The organism is Jeotgalibacillus proteolyticus, assembly GCF_050107735.1.
Classification (GTDB): Bacteria; Bacillota; Bacilli; order Bacillales; family Jeotgalibacillaceae; genus Jeotgalibacillus; species Jeotgalibacillus proteolyticus_A.
Genome location: NZ_JBNILO010000003.1, coordinates 71,137 through 95,704 on the forward strand (window position 1 = coordinate 71,137; position 24,568 = coordinate 95,704).

The following is a 24,568-nucleotide window of genomic DNA, read 5'->3' on the forward strand; positions in this document are numbered from 1 at the left end:
ATATGAAAAGAAAGGGGGGCTCATAACTATTTTAGCGTGTCAGCCTCTTTGAATGTAATTTTTTTGCTCTCGGCGGCCCTAAAATTTCAGCCAGGACAATACCGTTTACAAGATCTTTTTCTTTGAGACCATTTTTAAGAGATAGTTCTTCAACTTTTGGGCCTGCAGGTTTGGCAGCTGCCTTCTTTTGGCTGCTGCCGCGTCCAGGGCGGGCCTGTTCGATGCTGACAGTCAAATCAGCTGCTGGAGTTTCAATTTTTTCTATACTTGGCTGGTTCCGCTGAGGTTTAGCCGCTTCAATATCACTTCTTTGACGCTGATATTCTGAAGCTAAATCTTTTGCCCTGCGATCAAAAGCTTCTCGAGCGTTTTTAACCCGGTCTTTTCTGGGTTCACGCTCCACTTCAGCTGCTGTTTGATGCGATTCAGCCTGCTGTCTGGAAGGATTCTCGCGCTGCTGAGAAGAAGACGGCTGCTGTGTTTGTGTTGGCAGGTCTTCTCCTTTTTTCTTTTGATTCCCGATCCAGCTTACAATACCAGCAAGAATCGCCATAATGATAAGTTCCATGGAGGCACCCTCCCTTTTAGGATCTATAATAATTTATTGTCAGCAAATTCATGCGGACATTCGATTATTTTTCCTTCTTATCTCCTGAGAGTTTGCCAATGGAATCACGCATATCTGTGTCCGCATCAATATTTTTTATGTTCATATAGTCCATAACACCAATATTGCCTTCACGCAGTGCTTCAGCCATCGCTAGTGGAACTTCCGCTTCTGCTTCCACAACTTTTGCTCTCATTTCTTCTACACGGGCTCTCATTTCCTGCTCCTGTGCAACAGCCATCGCGCGGCGCTCTTCTGCTTTTGCCTGAGCGATGTTTTTATCAGCTTCTGCCTGCTCTGTCTGGAGTTCTGCACCGATATTTTTACCGATGTCAACATCGGCAATATCAATTGAAAGAATTTCAAATGCTGTTCCCGAGTCAAGACCTTTGCCAAGAACGGTTTGAGAAATTAAATCCGGATTTTCAAGTACTTTTTTATGATTATCGCTTGAACCAATCGTACTGACAATCCCCTCTCCAACCCGGGCTACGATCGTGTCTTCACCGGCTCCCCCGACCAGACGTTCAATGTTTGCACGAACTGTAATTCTGGCTTTGGCCTTTACTTCAATTCCATCCATAGCCACACCGGCAATAAACGGTGTTTCAATCACTTTAGGATTAACACTCATTTGAACTGCCTGCAGCACGTCACGGCCTGCAAGATCAATCGCAGCACAACGTTCAAACGCCAGCTCAATATTTGCACGCTGAGCAGCGATCAGAGCGTTTACTACTCGGTCTACGTTACCACCCGCAAGGTAATGGCTTTCAAGCTGATTAATCGTGACATCCACACCAGCTTTTGATGCTTTAATCATCGGATTAATAACTCTGTTTGGTATAACACGTCTTAATCTCATTCCAACTAAAGTAAAGATGCTTACCTTTACTCCTGCTGCAAGAGCTGAAATCCACAGCATTACCGGCACGAATGTAAATAATACACTAAGCGCGATAACGACTGCAATGATAATGACAACCAACATTATAGCTTCTGTTCCCATTTACTGATCCACTCCTTTTACTCTGCTTCCCGGACAACAATCCGCGAGCCTTCCACTTTTACCACCTTGACTTGCTTTTCTTTGTCAATGTAGCCGCCTTCGGTCACTGCGTCGATACGTTCGTCATCTATAACAATCGTCCCAGAAGGACGAAGTGGAGTTCTTGTTACACCTGTTTTGCCTATAAGCTCAAGTCTGTTGACATTGGAAACATAGCCGCTTTCCGTATTCGTTGAATCACTTAATATAATGCGTTTTAAAACGTGAAGATTTTTACCGAGAAATTTCACCATAACCACCATCCCAATTACAGCCACCAGCAACGCAATGGAGAGGGCTATACCCATATACACAACGCTGTCGCCGGATAGCAAGATACTTGCAACGATTGCAGTTAATCCAAGTATGCCCAGAATACCTCCCGGGACAAAAAATTCAGCAATGATTAATGCAACTCCTATTAGAAACAATATCAGCACTTCAAATCCTGCCAATCCCGCTACTAAGTGGCCAAAGAAAAACATCATCATGGCACTCAACCCCATTATTCCTGCTACACCGAAGCCAGGAGAATATAATTCAACAATTAAACCTATGCTGGCAATGGAAAGAAGTATAGGTACAATAATTGGGTTTGTGATAAAGCGCGCCACATTTTCCAGAAAACTTGGCTCAATGCTGCGTACCTCTGCATTTTCCATTCCAATTTTTGAAAGAACGCCCTCAAGATCATTTACAGTTCCATCAGAGTAGCCTGCCTCTGCTGCCTGCTCGTCTGTCAATGTCAGCAATCTTCCTTCTGGTGCATTGAATTCAGGCAGATCAATGGTTTCGTCTACCATCGCCTGAGCAATTTGTACATCCCGGCCTTCTTTTGATTGCGCTGCGTTCGTCATCGCAGTGAACCATGAGCTCCTGGCTTTTTCATCCGCCATATTGCCTGCAGCATCAATTACTGCCGCCGCCCCCATTTTTCCATCAGGGGTCATATAAATTTCTTGTGCATACAGGGCAATGAAAGCGCCTGCAGAAATGGCATCATCATTTACAAACGCGACTGTCCTCAATTCTGTCTCGCGAAGTGTTTTGGCAATTTCATGAGCAGCATTAACTGCTCCGCCAGGTGTATTTATGTCGAATATGATGGCATCGGCACCGGCTTCTTCAGCATCTGTAATCGCCCGATCAAGAAAGGAGGCCAGCCCCCGTTCCACTTCTTTTTCCAGCGGCACAACGTATACAACTTCGTCTGCTGCCTGAGCTGGTTGAAAAGGTAAAAAGAGTGAAAGAAAGAATGCAGCGGCAAGAAAAATGACTGTTCCTTTACGAATCATTTTCAACCTCCTCTCTTAAATGTACTGTCGCTTATCTTATATACGAGTGGGACAATAAAAAGTTTCAAAAAATAAAAAAAAGCCTCTCTTACATTGTGCACTAACAGCTGGAAAATAATCAAGCCGTGATGGGTTTACCATCACGGCTTGTTAGTTAAACTGAGAGCACAAATTGGTGGTCAGCTTTTTATGATAAGTGTTTAAGGACAAGAGCGTTCACTCTTCCTCCATCAGCCTTGCCTTTCACTTTAGGCATAATGGCACTCATAACCTTGCCCATATCAGCTTTTGTAGAAGCGTTTGTTTCAGTAATCGTTTCCTGAACGACCGACTCAAGTTCTTCTTCTGTCAGCTGCTGCGGCATGTAGGTTTCAATTAATACAATTTCGGATTCAAGTTTTTCAGCGAGATCCTCTCGGCCTGCAGCTTTAAACTCCTGGTATGAGTCTTTCCGCTGTTTTAATTCACGAGAAAGTACAGTTAACGCTTCGTCATCACTCAATTCCTGCCGTCCGAGTTTATATCCCTCATTTTGCATAGAAGCTTTGACCATACGAATAACGGAAAGATTATCTCTTTCTTTGTTTTTCATCGCTGTTAACATGTCCTTGTTAAGACGCTCAAGAAGACTCAATACCGGCACCCTCTATTCTTAATTAGAACTTACGCTTTCTTGCTGCTTCAGACTTTTTCTTACGCTTCACGCTTGGCTTTTCATAGAATTCACGCTTTCTGAACTCTTGTAAAGTACCAGCCTTTGATGTAGTCTTTTTGAAGCGGCGAAGAGCATCTTCAAGCGATTCGTTTTTGCGAACAACTGTTCTTGACATCTCTCTTTCCCTCCCTCCGAACACACTACACTTACAAGTTCAAGCAAAGAGAACAACAAAAGCTATCCTTCATTGCATGCAGTAAGATAGGGATACTTACTGGCATTCACGGGTAATATCCCATGTACTTATCTAGTATAATATAATGGGTTGTTTCGGTCAACCATATTTAATACAAAACAACTCGGGAATCAAATTAAGAAATACTTGACCTGAGAGCAGTTTTAGTAATCGCTGTCCGCCGTTAATCCTTGCAGAATTTTAACCCCTGAACTTGCACCGATCCGTGTTGCACCGGCTTTAACCATATTCGCAGCATCTTCTGTTGAACGCACACCGCCAGAAGCTTTGACTCCAATATCTGGACCGACTGTTTTTCTCATCAGTTGAATGTCTTCAATTGTTGCGCCGCCTGTTGAAAAGCCCGTAGATGTTTTAACAAAATCTGCCCCTGCTTTGACTGCAAGCTCACACGCAATAACCTTTTCCTCGTCTGTAAGCAAAGATGTCTCTATGATCACTTTAGTCAGCGCTTTTCCTTTAGCAGCAGCTGTAACAGCCTGAATGTCCTGCTGTACCTCTTCATATTGACCGCTTTTTAGTGCGCCGATATTGATGACCATATCAACTTCAGAAGCTCCGTCTTCTATAGCCTGCTTTGTTTCAAAAGCTTTGGTTTCTGTTGCAGATGCGCCTAATGGAAAACCAATAACTGTACATACTTTTACATCTGTTTTATGAAGAATTTCACTTGATAAACGGACCCATGCAGGGTTTACACAAACTGAAATAAAACCGTGTTCACTTGCTTCTTCACATAGTGCAGTAACCTGTTCTTTCGTTGCTTCCGGTTTAAGCAAAGTATGATCAATCATTTTTGCAATATTCATTATTAAAATCAGTCTCCTTTGATTAGATGTCCGTACCTATTATACCATTTGACATAGGAATAAGCCATTAATGATAACATTGCCAGAACGAATATGCGGAATATAAGAATGAGCCTGGACATAAGTCTCAGGCTCTTTGACCGGTTCCTTGCGCTTTAGGCGGACGCTTTCCGCTCAGCTCTCCTCTTACTATTTATCAAAACTTCTTCATTTCTTTGAATTCTATTATGTTTCGTCCAAGCCTCTTCGATCGGTTCATTTCAGGAAAACGGCACTGCTGGGAGACGATTCACGGCTCCTCCCCCTTAAAGTACATCAACTTTCAAGCTAGTTTACAACAAGAGAATCTGTGTCAAGCACACGGACGAATTCAGCCTTGTTGTAAGGATATCCAGCTTCACTGATTTTAACTTTAACTAATTTGCCAATCATCTCTTCTGTGGCCGGGAAAACGACTTTAAGATAATTATCGGTATAGCCCACAAAGAGATTTTCTTCTGAGGCTTCTTTAAATGGTTCTTCAGGAATAACTTCTAGGATCTCATTTTCAAAACGAGATGCATATTCCTTGGCAAGCTGATTTGACAGCTCAATCAGACGGTGAACCCGCTCATTTTTCACTTCTTCGTCTACCTGGTCATCCATGCGTGCTGCAGGAGTTCCTGTTCTTTTAGAATAAGGAAAAACATGCAGCTCTGAAAATTTCTGATCATTAATAAAATTAAAGGTTTCCATAAATTCTTCTTCTGTTTCACCTGGAAAACCGACAATCACATCAGAAGTAACGGCCAGACCCGGCAGCGCTTTTTTAAGTTTTTCCAATCTCTCTGCAAAAAACTCCATCGTATATTTGCGGCGCATTCTTTTTAAAACAGTGTTTGAACCGGACTGAAGCGGAATATGAAGGTGACGGACTACCATGTTGGAACGGTCAATTACTTCAATTACTTCGTCAGTCAGCTGACTTGCTTCAATAGACGATATACGAATTCTTTTAAGGCCTTTAACTTCTTTTTCAAGATCTGTTAACAGCATGGCAAGATTATAATCTTTCATGTCTTCCCCATACCCGCCGGTGTGAATGCCTGTAAGCACGATTTCTTTATAGCCTGCATCCACAAGCTGCTGAGCCTGATGAAGAACTTCTTTAGGATCTCTTGAACGCATAAGTCCGCGAGCCCAGGGGATAATGCAAAACGTGCAGAAATTATTGCAGCCCTCCTGAATTTTCAAAGAAGCACGAGTACGATCCGTAAAAGCAGGAACATCAAGCTCCTCGTAGACACGGTTTTTCATAATATTGGTTACACCATTTATGGGTTTCCGCTCGTTTTTGTACTGCTCAATATAATCCAGCATTTTTGTACGGTCCTGTGTACCGACAACTACATCTACACCAGGTATTGCCATAATTTCAGCAGGGGAGGTCTGTGCATAACAACCTGTCACACAAATGACCGCATCCGGGTTTTTCCTGATGGCCCTTCTAATCACCTGACGACTTTTTTTGTCGCCGGTATTCGTTACTGTACACGTATTGATTACATACACATCCGAGGAATGATCATATTCGACACGATCATACCCATTGGATTTAAATAGCTGCCAGATGGCTTCTGTTTCATAATGATTTACTTTACATCCCAGTGTATGAAAAGCAACTGTAGCCATTATTTCACCTCATTAACTCAAATTGATACGAGATAGCCGCAAGCGCGTATAGCGGAGCCGTCTCGCTTCTTAATATTCTCGGTCCAAACCCGCAGCTTACAGCCCCAATTTCTTCTAGCTGGTTAACTTCCCTTTCAGAAAGCCCGCCTTCCGGACCTATTACCACTAAAATGGATTGTCCGTCCGAAACTGCCCCCAGTGCTTTTGCAAAAGAAGAAATATTCCCTCGCTTCGCCTGTTCCTCGTAAGCAACAATGACTGAATCAAATGATTCGGCAGCTTTTAACAGTTCATTAAAAGTATGAGGCGTTTCCACCTGCGGTAAATGAAGCCTATGTGACTGCTCAGCTGCTTCTTTTGTAATTTTGTTCCATCGATCTACTTTTTTTGAGCCTTTTTTTTCATCCCATTTTACAATGGAACGCGCTGCTAAAAAGGGAATCAGTGAATAGGCGCCAAGTTCAGTCGACTTTTGTATGACCAGTTCAAATTTGTCCCCTTTCGGCAGTCCGTGAGCGATAGATACCTTCACAGGGAGCTCCGGCGAATGATCTAAATAGTCTTCAGCACAACAGAGTATCTTCAACTTATCCAATCTGACAATCCTGCAAGCAGCAGCCTTGTTATTCTCAAAGACAGCTATAAACGCACTTTCCGGCTGCATTCTCATTACATTGGCCATATGATGAGCATCCTCACCACTTACAGTAAATAAACCTTCTTCATTGGGAAGCTCTTGTACAAAATATCTTTGCATAATCAGCTCTCACGCACGACTTCAGATGGTTTTTTTGCAATAATGGCTACCCAGTCTTCCATCGTCACGACTTCCTCAATCCTGAAGCCTGCTTGGGTAAGTTTATCTTTTACAAGCTGTTTTTTAGCCTGAATAATACCGGATGTTATAAATGTTCCACCCGGTACCGTAAGTTTAAAAGCATCGTCTGCAAAAAGCAAAATGACTTCCGCTAAAATATTTGCCACAATGACTTCTGCTTTTTCTGTTTGTTCATTAAGCAGATTTCCTTGTTCAACAGTCACCTTGTCAGATACACTGTTTAACTCAATATTCTGCCTGGCCGCTGTCACAGCTACATCGTCCAAATCCAGTGCGCGGATATGTTCTGCTTCAAGCAGGGCTGAAGCTATAGAGAGGACACCGGAACCTGTGCCGACATCAATCACCCGATCGCCTTTTTTTACCGTGCGCTCAAGCGCCTGAATGCACATGACCGTTGTTGGGTGGGTACCGGTGCCAAAAGCCATGCCCGGATCAAGTTCTATAATTAATTCATCACTTGATACCGGCTCATATTCTTCCCATGTTGGCACAATCGTAAAAGTAGAAGAGATCTTGACCGGATTATAATATTTTTTCCAGGCAGTAGCCCATTCTTCCTCGTTTACTTCACTGATTTCCACTTTATTTTCACCAATGTCAATATCAAAGGAAACCAGGTTGCTGACTGCTGTTTTAATGCCGTCTACCGTTTCTGCCAGAAAACTATTGACGGATAAATACGCTTTTACAAGCACGCCTTGGTCGGGGTAATCCTCGGGATCAAGCTGGTAGATCTCACCGAATTTGTCTATTCGTTCTTTCGTAAGTTCTCTCGGATCTTCAATCACTACTCCGCTGGCTCCAGCTTCATGCAAAATATTCGAAATTGGCTCAATTGCTTCGTTTGTTGTATGGATGCTTATTTCAGACCATCTCATTCTACCAACTCCATTCCCAGTTTACTCACCCTTGAATGCGCGCTTTACTTTATCAAAAAAACCATCATGCTGTTCGTCAGGAACATCACCACTGATGTCAGCAAATTCTCTCAGCAGATCCTTTTGTTTTTCTGTCAGTTTTTTTGGTGTGATGACTTTTACGCGAATATGCTGATCACCTGTACCATATCCATGTACATTTTTCACGCCTTTTCCTTTTAATCGGAAGGCTGTGCCGGACTGGGTTCCTGCTGGCAGTTTCCATTTCACTTTGCCGTGAATCGTCGGAACTTCAAGTTCATCGCCTAAAGCCGCCTGAGCAAATGTAATAGGCATATCTAGGTAAATATCGTCGCCTTCACGCTCAAATATCTCATGCGCTCTTACTCTGAATACCACATAAAGATCCCCTGCAGGTCCTCCGTTAATACCCGGTTCACCCTGACCGCCTACTCGCATTTGCTGTCCATCATCTACGCCGGCTGGAATTTTCACATGTATCTTCTTGCGTTTTTGCACTTTACCTGAACCGCTGCAGGTTGAACATTTGTCTTTAACAATTTTCCCTGAACCTTCACAGTAATGACATACTCTTCGATTCACAATTCTTCCAAATGGAGTCTGCTGTTCAACGTTAAGCTGACCTGCTCCTTTACAATGCTGGCATGTTTCTGGTTTAGTACCTGGTTTTGCTCCGCTGCCATCGCATGTCTCACAGGTTTCTTCTCTAGGAATTTCAATATCTGTTTCTTTTCCAAACACTGCATCGTTGAAAGTAATCGTCATTGTATACTGAAGATCATTTCCTTGTCTTGGGGCATTTGGGTCACGCTGTCTTCCACCGCCGCCAAAAAACGAACTGAAAATATCTTCAAATCCGCCGAAGCCTTCAAATCCTGCTCCACCGCCGCCAAATCCCTGATTGGGGTCTGTATGGCCAAACTGATCGTAGTGAGCACGCTTTTGATCATCACTTAAGTTTTCATAGGCTGTCTTAATTTCTTTAAATTTATCACCAGCATCTGCATCCTTATTGATGTCCGGATGATATTTTTTTGATAAACGTCTATACGCTTTTTTAATTTCTTCTTTAGAAGCACTTTCTGAAACACCAAGCACTTCATAAAAATCTCGTTTACTCATCATCTGCACACTCCCGGGTCCTTTTACATGAAGGTTATTTTATCACTACACAGCTCTTCTGTACAATGGCTTCCTTATAAGTGTGAATTTTTTTAATAATTCACCTTTTCTGTCTGCCATGCAAACTCCTGCTTTGTTTCAAGAAAAAAGCCAAAGCCATGCAAACTGCGGCTTTGACTTTTCCCTATACTATCTATAAATTATTTTTTATCTTCGTCTACTTCTTCAAAATCCGCATCTACAACGTCGTCATTTTTAGACTCTGCTTCTCCGCCTGCAGCCTGCTGCTCTGCTTCAGCTTTTTTTGCAGCTTCTTCATACATCTTCATTGTAAGTGCCTGAATAATTTCCTGAAGGGACTCTTTCTTGGTTTTAATTTCTTCGTATTCATTTTTCTCAATCGCTTCTTTCAACTCGTCGCGAGCTGCTTCTGCTTTTTTCTTCTCGTCTTCATCAACATTCTCACCAAGATCAGCAAGTGTTTTATCTGTTTGGAATACCAGTTGATCGGCTTCGTTGCGTACTTCAGCTTCTTCTTTGCGAGCCTTATCAGCTTCTGCATTTTCTTCAGCTTCTTGTACCATACGCTCGATCTCATCATCAGATAACCCGGTTGACGATTTAATTGTAATGGTTTGTTCTTTACCAGTGCCTAGATCTTTAGCACTTACATTAACAATACCATTTTTATCAATGTCGAACGTTACTTCGATTTGAGGAACTCCGCGCGGTGCTGGAGGTATATCCCCAAGCTGGAAGCGTCCAAGGGTTTTATTGTCTGCTGCCATTGGGCGTTCACCTTGCAACACGTGAATATCTACAGCGTTTTGATTATCGGCAGCTGTCGAGAACGTTTGAGATTTAGAAGTCGGAATCGTTGTATTTCGTTCAATAAGCTTTGTTGAAACGCCGCCCATTGTTTCAATACCAAGTGAAAGTGGTGTGACATCCAGAAGAACAACATCTTTTACATCTCCTGTAAGAACTCCACCCTGGATCGCAGCACCCATAGCTACAACTTCATCAGGATTTACTCCTTGAGAAGGCTCTTTTCCTGTTTCTTTGCGAATTGCTTCCTGAACTGCAGGGATTCGCGTCGAACCGCCGACAAGAATAACTTTGTCGATTTCAGAAGAAGATAATCCAGCATCTTTAATTGCCTGACGTGTAGGCCCCATTGTACGTTCTACTAGTTTTGATGAAAGTTCATCAAATTTAGCACGTGACAAATTCAATTCCAAGTGAAGCGGTCCAGCATCGCCGGCAGTAATAAATGGCAGTGAGATTTGTGTAGATGTAACACCTGAAAGGTCTTTTTTCGCTTTTTCAGCAGCATCCTTCAAACGTTGAAGAGCCATTTTATCTTTAGAAAGATCAATGCCATTATCTTTCTTAAATTCTGCAACTAAGTGATCAATGATGACCTGGTCAAAGTCATCTCCTCCAAGACGGTTGTCACCAGCTGTTGAACGGACTTCAAATACACCGTCGCCAAGTTCAAGCAAGGATACGTCAAATGTTCCGCCGCCAAGATCATAAACAAGGATCGTCTGGTCCTGATCCATTTTATCAAGTCCGTAAGCTAATGCTGCTGCAGTCGGCTCGTTAATGATACGCTCCACTTCAAGACCCGCAATTTTACCGGCATCTTTAGTAGCTTGTCGTTCTGCGTCATTAAAGTAAGCAGGAACAGTGATGACCGCTTTTGTTACTTCTTCTCCAAGATAGCTCTCAGCATATGATTTCATGTATTGAAGAATCATGGCAGAAATTTCCTGTGGAGAATATTCTTTTCCTTCAACTTCTACTTTGTGATTTGTGCCCATATGTCTTTTAATCGACATAATGGTGTTTGGATTCGTAATCGCCTGGCGCTTGGCTACTTCCCCTACCTGCTTTTCACCGTTCTTAAATGCAACAACAGAAGGTGAAGTGCGGTTACCCTCAGGATTTGCAATTACTTTTGGCTCTCCGCCTTCTAAAATAGAGACACAAGAGTTTGTTGTTCCTAAATCAATTCCAATAATTTTACTCATAATGTAAACTACCTCCTAATCAGTATGTAACGAAATTATTCGTTTACTTTTACCATTGATGGACGGATTACCCGGTCTTTTAGCCGGTATCCTTTTTGGAATTCTTCCACTACAGTGTTTGACTCAACTCCTTCTTCAGATACCTGCATAACAGCCTGATGGAGATTCGGGTCAAACGGCTGTCCAACCGCTTCAATGACTTCAAGTCCTTCTTCTTTTAATGCTTGAAGCAAACTTGAATGGACCATTTGCATTCCCTTAAGCAGGGAACCAGTTGAATCATCGGATGAATCTATTGTAAGCGCCCGTTCAAAATTATCTAAAGCAGGTAAAATATTCGTGATCAGACTTTGTGCACGATACTTTTCCTTTGCTTCTCCTTCTTTTTGAATACGGCGGCGGTAATTGTCAAAATCAGCACGCAAACGTAAATAGCGGTTTTCTGCTTCTTCAGCCTTAGCTTCGTAGTCTATTTCAACTTCTTCACTTCCGCTTTCAGTCGCTTCCTCAGAAGACAGTTCTTTTTCAATTGTCTCTTCTGTTTCGCGGGTTTGTTCTTCTGCGTGTTCGCGATTTTTGATTTGTTCGTTCTCTGACATTTGTTTCACCTCCTTGAAATGACTCGTGTTCTTTAGCCAAACAACCTATTCCCTTATCTTTAAGCTTTAAACGTCGGATTTTAAGACAGAAACTGATCTCAGTCTCTGTCTATACGTTAAAGGCTCTTACTTTTCCTGCGATTTGCCGTAAAGATTGGACAGAGCTTTTGATAAATCACCACTGAGCATATTCAGCAGGCTGATCACTCTGGAATACTCCATTCTTGTAGGACCTAATATTGCAAGCGAGCCTTTTTGACCACTGGCAATGGGAAAAGTAGCGGTAATTAATGAGCAGTTTTCCATTGCAACATTATCATTTTCTTTTCCTATTTTTACTTGTATGCCTATTCCTTCAGTCGGGCGAATTAAATGATACAAATTATCTTCACGTTCAATCATGTCCATAAGCAGTCTGAGCTTCTCAATATCGCTGAACTCAGGCTGATTCATCATGTTCATTTTGCCACCGAAAAATAACTTGTCATGAACCGGAACATTCATGATCTCTGCAAAAGCCTGAAGCATTAAATCATAATTAGCAATGTGCCGCTTCAGCAAGATGGCCATTTCTTTGTAAAGACGGTCGTGAAGCTCCATCAAAGGAGTTCCAGCAAGCCGGTCATTCAACAGGCGCACCATCCCTTCAATATCTTCTGCTTTCATATCTTTTGGAAATGAAAAGCGCCGGCTTTCCACATGACCTGTATCCGTTACAATGATTGCAATGGCAGTCCCCTCAGACAGTGGGACCACTTGGATTTGCTTAACTCTGTTTTCCTGCAGGTTAGGACCAAGTACAATCGATGTATAATTCGTTAGTTCAGATAATATTTTAGCCGACCGCTGCACGATATTTTCCATTTCGAATATTCTTTCTGCAAATATCGAATGGATTTGTGAAATATCCTGCTGCTGCAAAGCTTGCGGAGAAAGTAAATGATCTACATAAAAACGGTATCCTTTCTCAGAAGGGACTCTGCCTGAAGAAGTATGTGTCTTTTCAATAAAACCCATTTCCTCTAAATCAGACATCTCGTTTCGAACTGTAGCCGAACTAAATTGAATTTCATTTTTCTTCGATAGACTCCTCGAGCCCACAGGCTGAGCAGAACGAATAAAGTCATCAATGATCACTTGCAAAATAAGTAATTGTCGATCCGTTAGCATCGTTCATCACCCCTGTTAGCACTCTGTTACCCCGAGTGCTAAATCTAACACTAACTTATCAAAACAGCGTTTACCTGTCAATTAGTTCGTTTCGATTATTCCTATAAAAGATTGAAAAACTTCATTCCCTAAAAATTTCCCCTTATGTGTCAGCATTAAATGGTCATTTTCGATTGTCAGCAGACCCTTGTTTTGGGCATCTTCAACCGCCTTATCAAACCGATTCAGTATATCTTCATTATATCTTTCACTAAATTTAGTGATTGATACTCCGTTTGTTTTTCTTAAACCCAGAAACATCTCCTCTTCCATTTTTTCATGCAGAGGAACTTTTTGTTCATTTAACGTAGGAAGGCTTCTGCTGCTTACCGCCTCCATATATTTTGAAACGGGAGCTATATTCGAGTACCTGATTCCTTTTACATACCCATGGGCGCCCGCTCCAAATCCGTAGTATTCATCATTATTCCAATACACCAGATTGTGCCGGCTTTCATAGCCTTCTTTAGCAAAGTTGGAAATTTCGTATTGATTTAATCCTTTTTCTCTCATTTTTTTCATTAGCAGTTCATACATGGCTGCTTCGGTTTCTTCACCAGGAAGCGGGAGCTTACCTTTGCGCATGAGATTATAAAAGACTGTTTTAGGTTCAACAATTAATGAATAGCCTGAATAGTGCGGAAGGTCGAGCTCTAATGCTTTATCAAGCGTTTCTTCAAAATCAGCAAGAGTCTGGGTTGGCAGTGCATAAATTAAGTCAATGCTGATATTTGAAAACCCGGCCAGCTGTGCATCTGTAATTGATCTGTACACATCTTTGCCTCTATGATTCCGACCGATCTTATGAAGCAGTTCATCATTAAAAGATTGTACACCAAAACTCAGCCGGTTTACTCCGTATTTCCGGAGTACTTGTATTTTTTCCAACGAAAGATCTCCAGGGTTTGCTTCAAATGTATATTCAATGGTTGAACTAAAAGGGAGAATTTCAGAAATTCCCTTGCACAACTGTTCAAGCTGATTATGATCAAGCGCTGTAGGGGTCCCCCCTCCTACAAAAATACTTGTAAGAGGCTGCTGGTCCACATCTTTGCGCAATCTGATTTCGTCAAGAAGCCGTTCAATATATAAATCTACAGGCTGGTTTTTCATAAACACTTTGTTGAAATCACAGTAGTGGCAAATATGGTGGCAAAAAGGGATATGAATATAAGCTGCTGTTGTCATGATTTCACCTCTGCTCATGCAAAAAGGGGATGAGTATCGCTTCATTACAAAGCACTCTCCCCATTTGCTTGTTTCATTTATCGTGCATTTATTTCTCTGAGTCGTCCATTTGAAGAACGGCCATAAATGCCTCCTGCGGCACTTCAACTGATCCTACCATTTTCATTCGTTTTTTACCTGCTTTTTGTTTTTCAAGAAGCTTTCGTTTACGGGAAATATCTCCGCCGTAACACTTGGCAAGTACATTTTTTCTCATCGCTTTTATTGTGGATCTTGCGACAATTTTTTGACCGACCGCTGCTTGAATCGGAACTTCAAACTGCTGTCTTGGAATTAAATCCTTTAATTTATCTACAATTATTTTACCTCGTTCGTATGCAAAATCCTTATGAACGATAAAGCTGAGTGCATCGACCTTCTCTGCATTCAACAGGATATCCATTTTAACGAGCTGGGACTCTTTATAGCCGATCAGCTCATAGTCAAAGGAGGCATAACCTTTTGTACCGGATTTCAGCTGATCAAAAAAGTCATACACGATCTCTGCCAGCGGCATTTCATAAATAACGTTTACGCGCGAATCGTCCATATACTGCATATCTATGAAATTCCCTCGTTTTGCTTGAGACAGTTCCATTACTGCACCGACATAATCGTTTGGAACCATAATCGTCGCTTTTACGTATGGCTCTTCTACATGGTTAACAGATTGGGCTTCAGGCATCATCGAAGGATTATCCACCATAAGCTGCGTTCCATCTTCAAGATGCACATCATAAATAACACTTGGGGCTGTTGTAATCAGGTCAATTTTAAATTCACGTTCAATTCTTTCCTGAATAATCTCCATATGCAAAAGGCCGAGAAATCCGCATCGGAAGCCAAAGCCCAGAGCCTGGGAGGTTTCAGGTTCAAATTGAAGAGCCGAATCGTTTAACTCAAGCTTTTCAAGCGCTTCCCGCAAATCTACATATCGTGCAGTATCGATTGGGTACAAACCGCAATACACCATCGGATTCAGCTTTCGGTAGCCCGGAAGCGCCTCTGCTGTAGGTTTGACTGCACTTGTGATCGTGTCACCAACCCGAGTATCTCCAACATTTTTAATCGCCGCTGTTAAATACCCTACATCGCCTACCGTCAGTTCTTCCTGAGGGGTTGCTTTAGGGGTGAACACGCCGATATCGTTGACTTCAAATTCTTTTCCAGTCGCCATCATGCGGATTTTGTCACCTGGTTTAACTTTTCCTTCAACGATCCTTATGTATGCAACTACTCCACGGTAAGGATCATATAAAGAGTCGAATATGAGCGCTTTTAGCGGTGCCTCCGGGTCTCCTGATGGAGCAGGCACTTTTTCAACAATCTGCTCTAAAATTTCTTCAATTCCGATCCCCGCTTTGGCAGAAGCAAGCACTGCCTCTGACGCATCCAGACCTATTACATCTTCGACTTCCTTGCGAACTCTTTCAGGGTCTGCTGCAGGAAGATCAATTTTATTAATGACCGGCAAAATCTCCAGGTCATTATCCAATGCCAGGTAAACGTTGGCTAATGTCTGCGCCTCAATACCCTGAGCAGCATCTACTACAAGAATTGCTCCTTCACATGCTGCAAGACTCCGGGAAACCTCATAGGTAAAATCCACATGTCCCGGAGTATCAATTAAATGAAATGTATATTCCTGACCATCGTTTGCCTGATACTTAAGCTGAACAGCATTCAGCTTAATGGTGATGCCTCTTTCACGCTCAAGGTCCATAGAATCCAAAAGCTGGGCCTTCATTTCTCTTGATGTCAGGGCTTTTGTTTTCTCTAAAATCCGGTCTGCTAAAGTTGATTTCCCATGATCAATATGGGCAATAATAGAAAAGTTTCGGATGTTCTTTTGTCTGTTTGATCGTTGCTCTTGATTCATTCCATGTCCACTCCTGTTTTTTCGACGCAATTCTGCTAGGATACAGTATAACAGGTTCATGGCAACGTTTCAACGCACGCTTTACATAAAGCTAAGGCTGACTGACCGCTTCCGCTTCGAGGACAATTCCTGAGAGAACCTCAGCAAATATATCTGCAGACAGCTGCATTTCCTCGAACGTATTATCAACCCCGCCCAGTTCAAGTAGAAGGGAATTGACAGACAGGTCCTGATTGAATTTGCCGTTGGTGCCTGCCCCTTCCTTCAAATACACATCCCTCGAAATCCCGGGAATCTTTTCGTTCATTTTCTCGTGGACTTTTTTTGCCAAAGCTAGATTTTTATCACTCTCAGCGTGTTCTCCTCCAACTACAAAAGCGACTCTTGCATAAACTTTGCCTTCATGCTCAAGTGCCGTGACATCATGTCGTGCAGAATCACGATGCACATCTATAAGATAGGTCAAACCGGGCAGGGAAGCAGTTGCTGTCTGCACGACTTTTCTCGATTCATCATAGGCATGGGCGTAATAATCCAGCCCATTATCCTTTAAATTTCCGACAACATCCGTTCGATCCAGAACGGTTCCTACTCCTCTTTTTTCAAACGCAGTTTTTAAGAACGGACCCATTTGCGTAATATTTACCTTTGAATTGTGAGCAAGGTTTGGATCTTTTGTATCCGGCAAATAAGGAAGAAATGACTCTCTTGAATGTGTAAAATACAAAAGAACTTTATTTGGCACAATCACAGATGCTGCAGGACTCTCCTGGAGTTCTGTCACTGGTTCAAGAGCATCCTCTTCCTCTCCATTTAAAAACCAATCCGTAGGGGGAACAGATTCAAACGGCTCAGGAAAATTGGAACCGTGGCTCGATTGCGCATAAACTGTTGAATTTTTTATTAGCATCCCTTCTGTGGTAAGCCACCTTGAAGGATCGGAAACAACCAGTGAAAAATCTTTAAGCCATAGTTCGAGCTCTGTCGGACCTTCTCCTGTTATAGAGGAGGTTTCCATTTGAACAAACGCTTTTGTCCAATTTTCCGGCAGTCCTTTCTGCCACTGGCTTGAATGACTATCAGACCAATTGAGCACATAAGGCATAGAGATTGCAGTTAGCGTCAGCGACAAGAGTAACAACGTAGTCCGGACAATGGAATGTACCGTTTTAGATAAAACGGGTTCTAGTAAGATCATTTTTGTTTTTTTCATCGTTTCTCCCCACCTCGCATAAAAGACTCTTTTAATTTTATGCTTGCCGGAAAATGAAAGAACTGTTCTTTTGGATTCTCAACATTTTAAGATCATTTTAAAGATTTTATGGACCTATAAAAAAACAACTTTTGAAAATGAGTTTTAGGAGCATGTTTTAGTTTTAAAACCCTGAACGGTGCGTGAGGTTGATAAAGAAAGAGGCGGGACAAAAATCAATAAAGTCTAAAGAATAAAGAAATTTTATAAATAGTAAGAGGAGAGCGGAGAGGAAGTCGGCAACTCATGCAGAATTTGACGATAACCTGAGACTTTTCAGTGCAAGGCTCTGGAAAGGCCCAGAGCCTTCCCTGCGCAAAGCTTCTGTTTGAAGCGCAGGAATCCATAAAAGAGCTTGGGACACGTTTGTCCCAAGCCCTCTTTGGTTAGCAGCCAATTTTCATCTAATGAGTAAAGGTTGATCCCTGACCATTTGATAAACTTTCATGAAGGGCACTGTTAATTGCCATTGCAATAACATTTGCCGCCTGTTCCATAAACAAATCTGTATCCTTTGGTGTAACAATGAGATTATGTCCAAGTGGAGCCAGCACTTCTTCAAGCAGCTGTCTTTTTTCTTCTTCTTCCAATTCACCCATCATTCCCAGATAGAATTTTTTTTCATCTTCAGAAGGTTCATCTTCTTCTGTCAGCTTTTTAGTTCCGGGAAGAGCTCCAACTGACAATGAATTTGAGGCATTTCCCTTCATTCTTCTTTTTTGTCCAAGCGTTTTTAAATAGTAGTTCAGTGTATCCTGCGTAATCGTAACGGCATCTACTACGGTTGGAATCCCGATTGATATTACAGGTATTCCAAGGGTTTGTTTACTGATTTCTTTTCTTTTATTACCGACACCTGCTCCTGGCTGGATACCTGTGGAGGAAATTTGAATCGTGGAATGAATTCTCTCAACTGCCCGGGCAGCTAATGCATCGATAACAATCACAGCTTCCGGTTTGATTTTTTCTACAATCCCATGAATAATATCACTGGTTTCCATACCGGTTAACCCCATTACACCAGGCGCAATAGCGGATACCTTCCGATAGCCATTTTCAACTGCGTGAGGTTCGTGCAAAAATAAATGATTTGTAATAAAAACATTTTCACACACAAGAGGTCCAAGTGAATCAGGGGTCACTTGCCAGTTCCCAAGACCCACAATCAAAATATGTGCTTCTGAAGAAATCTGTGACAATGGGAGAAACTGACGGATCACTTTTTCAAAAGCGGCCGACACAGACTGCTGAAGGGTTTCATTCTGTGTTCTGAGCTGTGGAACTTCAAGAGTCCAGTAATGGCCTTCTTTTTTTCCCAGCAATTCTTCAGCCTGCTTGTCGATAATGACTTTGCTTACGATGAACTGGTCAATTTTGTCTTCTGTTATTTGTATCCCCTCTTTAATTGAAGGCTCCTGAACCAGTTGTTCTTCAACTGCGGTTTCAAAGGCTTCTATCGCTAAATCAGTACGCATGGAAATCATATTATCCCTACTTCCGTTTTTTTATAGGATTCACAGAGTAAAACCATTCCATGCACTTTCAATATTTTTTATTCTTCTTTCCGCTGTTCTTGTGACTAATTTTCTTTACATCTATTGCATTTGTTCTTGCTATTTGATAAAATATCCCTTGTTCTTATGTAAAGGTAACACATTGTTCTAAACTAGTAATTCGCATAGCGAGTGAACTAGTACTCGCAAATGCGGGTGTTGAATTGTTAAATCGAGTCATATAGAACCTCGATCCAATTTGGGAGGTGACATGAATGCCAAATATTAAATCTGCTATCAAGCGTACGAAAACAAGTGAAGCACGCAAAGCAAAGAATATTCAGCAAAAATCAGCTATGCGTACAGCAGTTAAACGTTTTGAAACTGCTGCTGACGAAAACGCTGAAAACAAAACTGAACTTCTTTCCAGCGCTGTTAAACAACTGGACAAAGCTGCACAAAAAGGCTTAATCCACAAAAACAACGCGGACCGCAAAAAAGCGAGCCTAATGAAAAAAGCTAACGCATAATTCTTCCAAACAAAAAACCCTCAATTTTATTGAGGGTTTTTTGTTTTGGTTATTTTACTGCGTTTGAATTTTGGTTAAAAAAAGTTCGATGACCATTTCTTTGTTTAAACCGGAGGATTTCATTTCAAGATCGGATTGAGCAAGTGACAGCATAATTCCGGTTAATTGTTCATCAGAAAAAGCCTGTGCATGCTTAGCGGCAAGCTTTACTCTAAAGGGATGAACTTTCAGCTGCGACGCAATCTGCTGCTGTCCATATCCTTTGGATCCCAGTGATTTGACCTGGTAGATTAATCTGAATTGTGCGGATAGCAGAGCAAGAATTTTTAATGGCTCTTCTTTTTGCTTTAATAAGTCCCAATAAAGCCTGAGCGCCTCGTCAATTTTATTATGTACTGCACGATCAATTAACTCAAATACATTTTGTTCAATAGATCTTGCCGTCAGTTTGTCCACCATTTCAAGCGTAATTTGACTTGATTCATATGCGTACAGGGCAAGTTTGTCAATTTCACCTGAAAGAAGAAATAAATTGGTTCCCGCCAGTTCAATTACCTTACTTACTGCCTGGTCATCAATTTGCACTCCTGCCTGACCAGCCCGCTGTTTGACCCACGTAATAATATCCTGCTCCTTTAATTTTCTTGCCTCCAGGACGGTTGCAGCCTTTTTGAGCTGCTTGGTGATTTTTTTTCTTTCGTCCAATTTATCATAAGGGGCAATAAAAACTAAAATAGTATAAGGGGCAGGGGAATCAAGATAAGACTGAAGCGGTGCTACATTGTGTTCAGCCTTTTCCTTCTTTTTTTCAGCAGTCAAAAACATAGGGTTATGTATAAAGACAAGCCTTCTTTCCCCCATAAACGGGAACGTTTCAGCGTCTTCCATGGCCTGATCAAGCGTATCCCCGTCCTCTAGATCATAGGACGAAAAATTAAAATCCATTTCCTCTTCAAGAATAGAGTGTTTCAGCAGTACCTGTTTCGTTTCTTTTATTAAAAAAGGCTCATCTCCATATACTAAATAAACCGGAGCGAATCTTTTTTGCTTCATGGCGGTCCATTCTTTTACAATCATCCTGCACGCTCCATTTCATTACAGCCTGCTACTATCGTAAGAAACTTTCGCTTGTTTGACAAGAGGCAGCATATGTAAAGGGAACCGCTTAGGCTGGACCACCAGCGTAAGCGGGTATTTAAACGCTTTACTCAGGGTCCTAGGAAATCCTGATTAAAGCGGAGCACCTAAGCTTATTATCACCTCAAAAACATGAACTATTTGTGATAAACGGTACCAGGACAGGAAAAAACTTTTCTGGGTATGGATTTTTTTTTATGCATCCTCTATACTAAAATAGAAATAGGAGGGGTATTTATGAACGAATTCGAAAATAATGTCCAGTCAAAACGGAACGATCTTATTGACTCCGGTGTAGCGTTCGTTGTATCTTTTGGCTTTTTTACAGTTCTATTCGCTGTAGGAACCATTATCTCAGTTGTAGGATCTTGATTTTTATTTAAAAAAGGGCCGGCTTGTTGCAGGCTCTTTTTTTATTGTTAATAAAAACCCAATCAAGAAGCAGGATCATGTTGAATGGTCTTTATTCTTCATCGTATGGAAGTACCCATTGAAAGGTTCCCTTTTTTCCTCTGAACCGATATTCTATCGCACCGTGAGTATGGGTGCCTAACACTTTTATCCGGCGGGCCTTCAGTCGTTCAGTGACCTCATGATGCGGATGATTATAGCGATTGTTTACACCTGCAGAAATAATTGCATACTCAGGGGAAAGTTCCGTTAGAAATTCGTCAGCTGTTGAGCTTTTGCTTCCGTGATGACCCACCTTTAACACATCAGCATGCATAGAATAATGATCAATAATGTCCAATTCACCCTCAGTTTCAAGATCACCTGCGAAAAACCAGGTTAAACCTCCAATGGAAGCCCATAGCACAAGCGAATCGTTATTGCCTTCATAGACCGCATCGAAGGGGTAGATAATTTCAAATTGATTTCCTCCTTTTTCCCACGACGGAGCGGCTTTTTTCTCTACTACTCCAATCGACCGTTTTTGAAGTTCTTCCAGTAATTCTTTAACAGTATCTTTTTCATACGAGCTCGGGGTAATCCATACCTCATGAATCGATATATAATCTGCCAAATCTGATGTGCCTCCAATATGATCCCAATCTCCATGTGTAAGAATAATTGTGTCTACCGAGGTAATTCCTTTTCCTTTTAAAACCGGCCAAACAATGTCTTTTCCTACAGAAAAATCTACATTTTCAAATTGAACCGCTCCCCCCGTATCAATTAAATACGTACCCTGCCCCCATGGAAGATCAATCAATATACTGTCCCCCTGACCTACGTCAATAAACAGAACAGTACCTGTTGGGTTAAACCGGCTTGAAAGCCAGTCCATGCTTAAAAGCAGAATAAGAAAGATGAAAGGCTTTAACGATTGAACGATCTCCATTCTGTAAAAGAAGTAAAGAGACAAACAAATATAAAGAAATATTAAAAACGGAGAAGGCTGCCCCAGAACAATAGAAGCAAATGGCAAGGAAGCAAGATGCAGGGTTAAAAAATCCAGTATAAGAACACCCTCAGCTGCCCATTGTAAAACATGGGACGCAAATTGAGGTGCTGGAAAGGAAACCAGATATAAAAAAAAGAGACCCGGCAATAATATGATGGTAAACACGGGGATGTAAAATACATTTACAATGAATGCTGCAATCGATAATTCATGAAAATGATAAAGTAAAATAGACATTGCCCCAATTTGCGCTGCAACTGAAACTTTTAGGATGGAGAGCACCCCGGAAGCACCGGCAAGAATCCGTGGTGCACTTAGAAGAATCGTCAGACTGACGGCATAGCTTAACTGAAATCCCACCTGAAGCAGATTCATTGGATTAATGGCCAGCTGAATCATAAATGTGACGGATAGAGCTTGCAGCAGCGGAGTTTTTCTAGTGATGAAAGAAAGCAGCAGGACAATTAGAACCATACTGACAGCTCTGATTACTGGTGGTGAAGCACCTGTAATCAGTGCATAAAACGGCAAACCGATCAAAATAATAATTCTTGCTTTTTCCCGTGTGAGCCCTGCGCGCAGCAATAACCACCAAATAATGGCTGTCATCATGCCGACGTGCATGCCTGATATCGCTAAAAGATGTATAACTCCTATTTTCTGGTAAGACTCCAGCAAATCATCATCCATATTTTCTCTTGACCCAAAAATGAGCGCTTCTCCAAGAGGAGCCAAATCTTGCGGAAAAATCTTTTTCAAATGCTCGATGCCTCTTTGCCTCATAAATCCAATTTTTTCTTTTGGTGTCAGCAGGACCTCATAGCATGGTCCATCAGGAATCAATTCTTTAATTTGAAACGTCCAGTGAATATTCTGCTGTTTCAAGTAGGCTTGATAATCAAATGAATGGGGATTACGTGCAGGGGAAGGGGGTTTTAGCGTTCCTTTCCATGTGCACCAGCTTGGAGAAAGTGCCTGGAGTTCAGATGAGGGGATTTCAGAAGGAAGGATAAAGCTTATTTGCAATCGTTCACCGTTCAAGGTGACGGCCTGTACTCCCGCCGTCTGTCCTTTGTTTATTACTGGTTCTGTGATACGGAGCGGCAGGTCAGTTTCTGCACCGCTTAAAGTCGTCTTGAGACCTTTTATTTCAACTTCGGTCATAAAAAAAAAGAGAAGACCACATATGACAAGTCCGGCAAGCTGAAGGCGTCCCGGCGCATATTTTTTCCAGGCGAGGATGTAAAAGGGTAAGAGCATAGCTCCAAAAAGAGGAGAGTGCGCAAGAGAAGCTCCCAAAAGAGCCATCAGCGCACCGGGAATGGTCCATTTCATTACTGGGATCCGGGAACTGTATATGATAATAATGGTTCAAGCGATTGAGCATCAAATTTAACCTGCTTCACTTCAACATCTGCCTGATTAAAAAGATCAATAGCATATGGATGATTCTTGTAATTTTCCGAGTAATATAATTTCTTTATTCCGGCCTGGATAATGGCTTTAGAACATTGCAGGCATGGAAAATGGGTGACGTATATTTCAGCTTCTTCTGTAGGAACTCCAAATTTAGCACATTGAAGCAGGGCATTCATTTCGGCGTGTATAGTCCTTACACAGTGCTCATCGATAACATAGCAGCCCTCATCAGCGCAATGAGTTCCTCCAGCAATTGAACCGTTATACCCTCCCGCGATAATTCGTTTTTGCCTGACAATGGTTGCACCTACAGCCAGCCTGGTGCACGTGCTTCTCAGTGCAAGCAAATGGCTTTGAGCCATAAAATATTGGTCCCACGATATTCTGTCCATATAGAATGCTCCTTTCTAATCTCCCATGACATTTTTTATACTTATTTTACATCAATTGATTCTTTTAGTTTATCAAATGTTTTGTCCCCGATGCCGGAAATGTTTTTAATGTCCTCTATTGATTGAAAGTTTCCTTCTGTTTCCCGGTACGCGAGAATGGCTTCAGCTTTTGCGGGGCCGATTCCGTTAATGGTTTGCAGTTCTGCAGCATCTGCTGTGTTAATATTAATTTTTTGAGACTGCCCCCCTGCTCCCGTTCCAGTGATTGCTTCAGGAGAGACAGCCGGACCAGAAGTGACCTCTTCTCCAGCTTCTGGTACGTATATAACCATTTCATCCTGGAGCTTTTGAGACAGGTTAACAAACTTCATGTCCGCTTCCTCGGTTTCCCCGCCGGCAAGCTTTAATGCGTCTGTCACCCTGTCCCCTTCTTTCACTTCATATACTCCGGGTGAATGGACAGCACCTTTAACATCCACAATCATAGTCATGGTTAAAGAGGGTTCTGCTGCAGGTACAGCCTCCTCTTTTACTATAGTCGGCTGAGCATCGGCATTTGCAGATAATGGAGAGGGAACGGAATTGTTTGAGGAAAAATCCAGAGGATTAACTAGGATGAGGATAATAAGTGAAACAGGAATAAGAATAAGAAGTGTGCGGATATTATTTTTAAGCCAGACCATTGTACAATACCTCCCTGAAATTCAGCAGGGAGAAAAAGAAAGGGGCAAAACCATTATTTCATAATTAATTGTAAAAAACAGCTTAAAATAAAAATAGTCAGGGA

General features: G+C 41.8%; 23 protein-coding genes. 2 read left to right on the forward strand and 21 right to left on the reverse strand.

Annotation, left to right across the window (positions count from 1 at the left end; all coding sequences use genetic code 11):
* Window positions 1–31: 31 nt before the first annotated feature.
* The 17 genes from ACQCT8_RS05680 to gpr all read right to left on the reverse strand — a co-directional run bounded on the left by ACQCT8_RS05680 (window position 32) and on the right by gpr (window position 18,889).
* The gene (locus ACQCT8_RS05680) at window positions 32–568 is read right to left on the reverse strand and encodes a hypothetical protein (protein WP_426869285.1); all 537 of its coding nucleotides are present in this window, start codon (window positions 566–568) and stop codon (window positions 32–34) included.
* Between the two features lie 64 nt (window positions 569–632).
* The gene (gene floA / locus ACQCT8_RS05685) at window positions 633–1,616 is read right to left on the reverse strand and encodes a flotillin-like protein FloA (RefSeq protein WP_041059438.1); all 984 of its coding nucleotides are present in this window, start codon (window positions 1,614–1,616) and stop codon (window positions 633–635) included.
* A 17-nt stretch (window positions 1,617–1,633) separates the two neighbouring features.
* Window positions 1,634–2,950, reverse strand: coding sequence for an NfeD family protein (locus ACQCT8_RS05690; RefSeq protein ID WP_426869287.1), 1,317 nt, complete (start codon window positions 2,948–2,950; stop codon window positions 1,634–1,636).
* A 187-nt stretch (window positions 2,951–3,137) separates the two neighbouring features.
* Window positions 3,138–3,584 carry a GatB/YqeY domain-containing protein gene (locus tag ACQCT8_RS05695; RefSeq protein ID WP_426869289.1) on the reverse strand — a complete coding sequence of 149 codons (447 nt, stop codon included), beginning with the start codon at window positions 3,582–3,584 and terminating at the stop codon, window positions 3,138–3,140.
* Between the two features lie 22 nt (window positions 3,585–3,606).
* The gene (gene rpsU, locus ACQCT8_RS05700) at window positions 3,607–3,780 is read right to left on the reverse strand and encodes a 30S ribosomal protein S21 (protein ID WP_041059446.1); all 174 of its coding nucleotides are present in this window, start codon (window positions 3,778–3,780) and stop codon (window positions 3,607–3,609) included.
* 224 nt (window positions 3,781–4,004) lie between these two features.
* On the reverse strand, window positions 4,005–4,670 hold the full coding sequence (deoC, locus tag ACQCT8_RS05705) for a deoxyribose-phosphate aldolase (protein WP_426869292.1): 666 nt from the start codon (window positions 4,668–4,670) through the stop codon (window positions 4,005–4,007).
* Window positions 4,671–4,997: 327 nt separating this feature from the next.
* Window positions 4,998–6,341: a tRNA (N(6)-L-threonylcarbamoyladenosine(37)-C(2))-methylthiotransferase MtaB gene (gene mtaB, locus ACQCT8_RS05710; RefSeq protein ID WP_426869294.1), complete on the reverse strand. Its 1,344-nt coding sequence runs from the start codon at window positions 6,339–6,341 to the stop codon at window positions 4,998–5,000.
* 4 nt (window positions 6,342–6,345) lie between these two features.
* The gene (locus ACQCT8_RS05715; RefSeq protein ID WP_426869296.1) at window positions 6,346–7,098 is read right to left on the reverse strand and encodes a 16S rRNA (uracil(1498)-N(3))-methyltransferase; all 753 of its coding nucleotides are present in this window, start codon (window positions 7,096–7,098) and stop codon (window positions 6,346–6,348) included.
* A 2-nt stretch (window positions 7,099–7,100) separates the two neighbouring features.
* Complete coding sequence (prmA, locus tag ACQCT8_RS05720; protein WP_426869298.1) at window positions 7,101–8,060, reverse strand: 50S ribosomal protein L11 methyltransferase; 960 nt, start codon at window positions 8,058–8,060, stop codon at window positions 7,101–7,103.
* Window positions 8,061–8,081: 21 nt separating this feature from the next.
* A complete protein-coding gene (dnaJ, locus tag ACQCT8_RS05725) occupies window positions 8,082–9,203 on the reverse strand; it encodes a molecular chaperone DnaJ (protein ID WP_278239550.1) in 1,122 nt (373 codons plus the stop codon).
* A gap of 200 nt (window positions 9,204–9,403) precedes the next feature.
* Window positions 9,404–11,239, reverse strand: coding sequence for a molecular chaperone DnaK (gene dnaK / locus ACQCT8_RS05730; protein WP_426869301.1), 1,836 nt, complete (start codon window positions 11,237–11,239; stop codon window positions 9,404–9,406).
* Window positions 11,240–11,274: 35 nt separating this feature from the next.
* On the reverse strand, window positions 11,275–11,838 hold the full coding sequence (grpE, locus tag ACQCT8_RS05735) for a nucleotide exchange factor GrpE (protein WP_426869302.1): 564 nt from the start codon (window positions 11,836–11,838) through the stop codon (window positions 11,275–11,277).
* Window positions 11,839–11,964: 126 nt separating this feature from the next.
* The gene (hrcA, locus tag ACQCT8_RS05740) at window positions 11,965–13,008 is read right to left on the reverse strand and encodes a heat-inducible transcriptional repressor HrcA (RefSeq protein ID WP_426869303.1); all 1,044 of its coding nucleotides are present in this window, start codon (window positions 13,006–13,008) and stop codon (window positions 11,965–11,967) included.
* Window positions 13,009–13,089: 81 nt separating this feature from the next.
* A complete protein-coding gene (gene hemW, locus ACQCT8_RS05745; protein ID WP_426869865.1) occupies window positions 13,090–14,235 on the reverse strand; it encodes a radical SAM family heme chaperone HemW in 1,146 nt (381 codons plus the stop codon).
* A gap of 88 nt (window positions 14,236–14,323) precedes the next feature.
* Entirely contained in the window at window positions 14,324–16,153 is a 1,830-nt protein-coding gene (lepA, locus tag ACQCT8_RS05750; RefSeq protein WP_426869305.1) for a translation elongation factor 4, read from the reverse strand.
* Between the two features lie 91 nt (window positions 16,154–16,244).
* A complete protein-coding gene (gene spoIIP / locus ACQCT8_RS05755) occupies window positions 16,245–17,366 on the reverse strand; it encodes a stage II sporulation protein P (protein WP_426869306.1) in 1,122 nt (373 codons plus the stop codon).
* Between the two features lie 443 nt (window positions 17,367–17,809).
* Window positions 17,810–18,889: a GPR endopeptidase gene (gene gpr / locus ACQCT8_RS05760; RefSeq protein WP_426869308.1), complete on the reverse strand. Its 1,080-nt coding sequence runs from the start codon at window positions 18,887–18,889 to the stop codon at window positions 17,810–17,812.
* 284 nt (window positions 18,890–19,173) lie between these two features.
* On the opposite strand from gpr, the gene rpsT reads away from it, so the two are divergent.
* Window positions 19,174–19,428 carry a 30S ribosomal protein S20 gene (gene rpsT, locus ACQCT8_RS05765; RefSeq protein WP_426869310.1) on the forward strand — a complete coding sequence of 85 codons (255 nt, stop codon included), beginning with the start codon at window positions 19,174–19,176 and terminating at the stop codon, window positions 19,426–19,428.
* Between the two features lie 54 nt (window positions 19,429–19,482).
* Here the strand turns inward: rpsT and holA are convergent, their stop codons facing one another.
* Window positions 19,483–20,505 (reverse strand): DNA polymerase III subunit delta, encoded by a 1,023-nt coding sequence (gene holA / locus ACQCT8_RS05770; RefSeq protein ID WP_426869312.1) that lies wholly within the window; start codon window positions 20,503–20,505, stop codon window positions 19,483–19,485.
* A gap of 297 nt (window positions 20,506–20,802) precedes the next feature.
* Between holA and ACQCT8_RS05775 the strand changes: the two genes are divergently transcribed.
* Complete coding sequence (locus ACQCT8_RS05775) at window positions 20,803–20,937, forward strand: YqzM family protein (RefSeq protein WP_041059486.1); 135 nt, start codon at window positions 20,803–20,805, stop codon at window positions 20,935–20,937.
* A 91-nt stretch (window positions 20,938–21,028) separates the two neighbouring features.
* Here ACQCT8_RS05775 and ACQCT8_RS05780 read toward each other — a convergent pair whose 3' ends face one another.
* The 3 genes from ACQCT8_RS05780 to ACQCT8_RS05790 are packed head-to-tail and all read right to left on the reverse strand — an operon-like array spanning window position 21,029 to window position 24,464.
* Window positions 21,029–23,305 (reverse strand): DNA internalization-related competence protein ComEC/Rec2, encoded by a 2,277-nt coding sequence (locus ACQCT8_RS05780; protein ID WP_426869314.1) that lies wholly within the window; start codon window positions 23,303–23,305, stop codon window positions 21,029–21,031.
* The gene (locus tag ACQCT8_RS05785; protein WP_426869316.1) at window positions 23,305–23,781 is read right to left on the reverse strand and encodes a ComE operon protein 2; all 477 of its coding nucleotides are present in this window, start codon (window positions 23,779–23,781) and stop codon (window positions 23,305–23,307) included. Before ACQCT8_RS05785 ends, ACQCT8_RS05780 begins: the two co-directional genes overlap by 1 nt.
* Before the next feature lie 41 nt (window positions 23,782–23,822).
* Entirely contained in the window at window positions 23,823–24,464 is a 642-nt protein-coding gene (locus ACQCT8_RS05790) for a helix-hairpin-helix domain-containing protein (protein ID WP_426869317.1), read from the reverse strand.
* Window positions 24,465–24,568: the final 104 nt, after the last annotated feature.

Excerpts from the sequence above, each read along its gene's own strand:
- ACQCT8_RS05680 (WP_426869285.1), bottom strand. The coding sequence starts at position 568 with ATGGAACTTATCATTATGGCGATTCTTGCTGGTATTGTAAGCTGGATC.
- floA (WP_041059438.1), bottom strand. The coding sequence starts at position 1,616 with ATGGGAACAGAAGCTATAATGTTGGTTGTCATTATCATTGCAGTCGTT.
- ACQCT8_RS05690 (WP_426869287.1), bottom strand. The coding sequence starts at position 2,950 with ATGATTCGTAAAGGAACAGTCATTTTTCTTGCCGCTGCATTCTTTCTT.
- rpsU (WP_041059446.1), bottom strand. The coding sequence starts at position 3,780 with ATGTCAAGAACAGTTGTTCGCAAAAACGAATCGCTTGAAGATGCTCTT.
- deoC (WP_426869292.1), bottom strand. The coding sequence starts at position 4,670 with ATGAATATTGCAAAAATGATTGATCATACTTTGCTTAAACCGGAAGCA.
- mtaB (WP_426869294.1), bottom strand. The coding sequence starts at position 6,341 with ATGGCTACAGTTGCTTTTCATACACTGGGATGTAAAGTAAATCATTAT.
- ACQCT8_RS05715 (WP_426869296.1), bottom strand. The coding sequence starts at position 7,098 with ATGCAAAGATATTTTGTACAAGAGCTTCCCAATGAAGAAGGTTTATTT.
- prmA (WP_426869298.1), bottom strand. The coding sequence starts at position 8,060 with ATGAGATGGTCTGAAATAAGCATCCATACAACAAACGAAGCAATTGAG.
- dnaJ (WP_278239550.1), bottom strand. The coding sequence starts at position 9,203 with ATGAGTAAACGAGATTTTTATGAAGTGCTTGGTGTTTCAGAAAGTGCT.
- dnaK (WP_426869301.1), bottom strand. The coding sequence starts at position 11,239 with ATGAGTAAAATTATTGGAATTGATTTAGGAACAACAAACTCTTGTGTC.
- grpE (WP_426869302.1), bottom strand. The coding sequence starts at position 11,838 with ATGTCAGAGAACGAACAAATCAAAAATCGCGAACACGCAGAAGAACAA.
- hrcA (WP_426869303.1), bottom strand. The coding sequence starts at position 13,008 with ATGCTAACGGATCGACAATTACTTATTTTGCAAGTGATCATTGATGAC.
- hemW (WP_426869865.1), bottom strand. The coding sequence starts at position 14,235 with ATGACAACAGCAGCTTATATTCATATCCCTTTTTGCCACCATATTTGC.
- lepA (WP_426869305.1), bottom strand. The coding sequence starts at position 16,153 with ATGAATCAAGAGCAACGATCAAACAGACAAAAGAACATCCGAAACTTT.
- spoIIP (WP_426869306.1), bottom strand. The coding sequence starts at position 17,366 with ATGAAAAAAACAAAAATGATCTTACTAGAACCCGTTTTATCTAAAACG.
- gpr (WP_426869308.1), bottom strand. The coding sequence starts at position 18,889 with ATGATTTCCATGCGTACTGATTTAGCGATAGAAGCCTTTGAAACCGCA.
- rpsT (WP_426869310.1), top strand. The coding sequence starts at position 19,174 with ATGCCAAATATTAAATCTGCTATCAAGCGTACGAAAACAAGTGAAGCA.
- holA (WP_426869312.1), bottom strand. The coding sequence starts at position 20,505 with ATGATTGTAAAAGAATGGACCGCCATGAAGCAAAAAAGATTCGCTCCG.
- ACQCT8_RS05775 (WP_041059486.1), top strand. The coding sequence starts at position 20,803 with ATGAACGAATTCGAAAATAATGTCCAGTCAAAACGGAACGATCTTATT.
- ACQCT8_RS05780 (WP_426869314.1), bottom strand. The coding sequence starts at position 23,305 with ATGAAATGGACCATTCCCGGTGCGCTGATGGCTCTTTTGGGAGCTTCT.
- ACQCT8_RS05785 (WP_426869316.1), bottom strand. The coding sequence starts at position 23,781 with ATGGACAGAATATCGTGGGACCAATATTTTATGGCTCAAAGCCATTTG.
- ACQCT8_RS05790 (WP_426869317.1), bottom strand. The coding sequence starts at position 24,464 with ATGGTCTGGCTTAAAAATAATATCCGCACACTTCTTATTCTTATTCCT.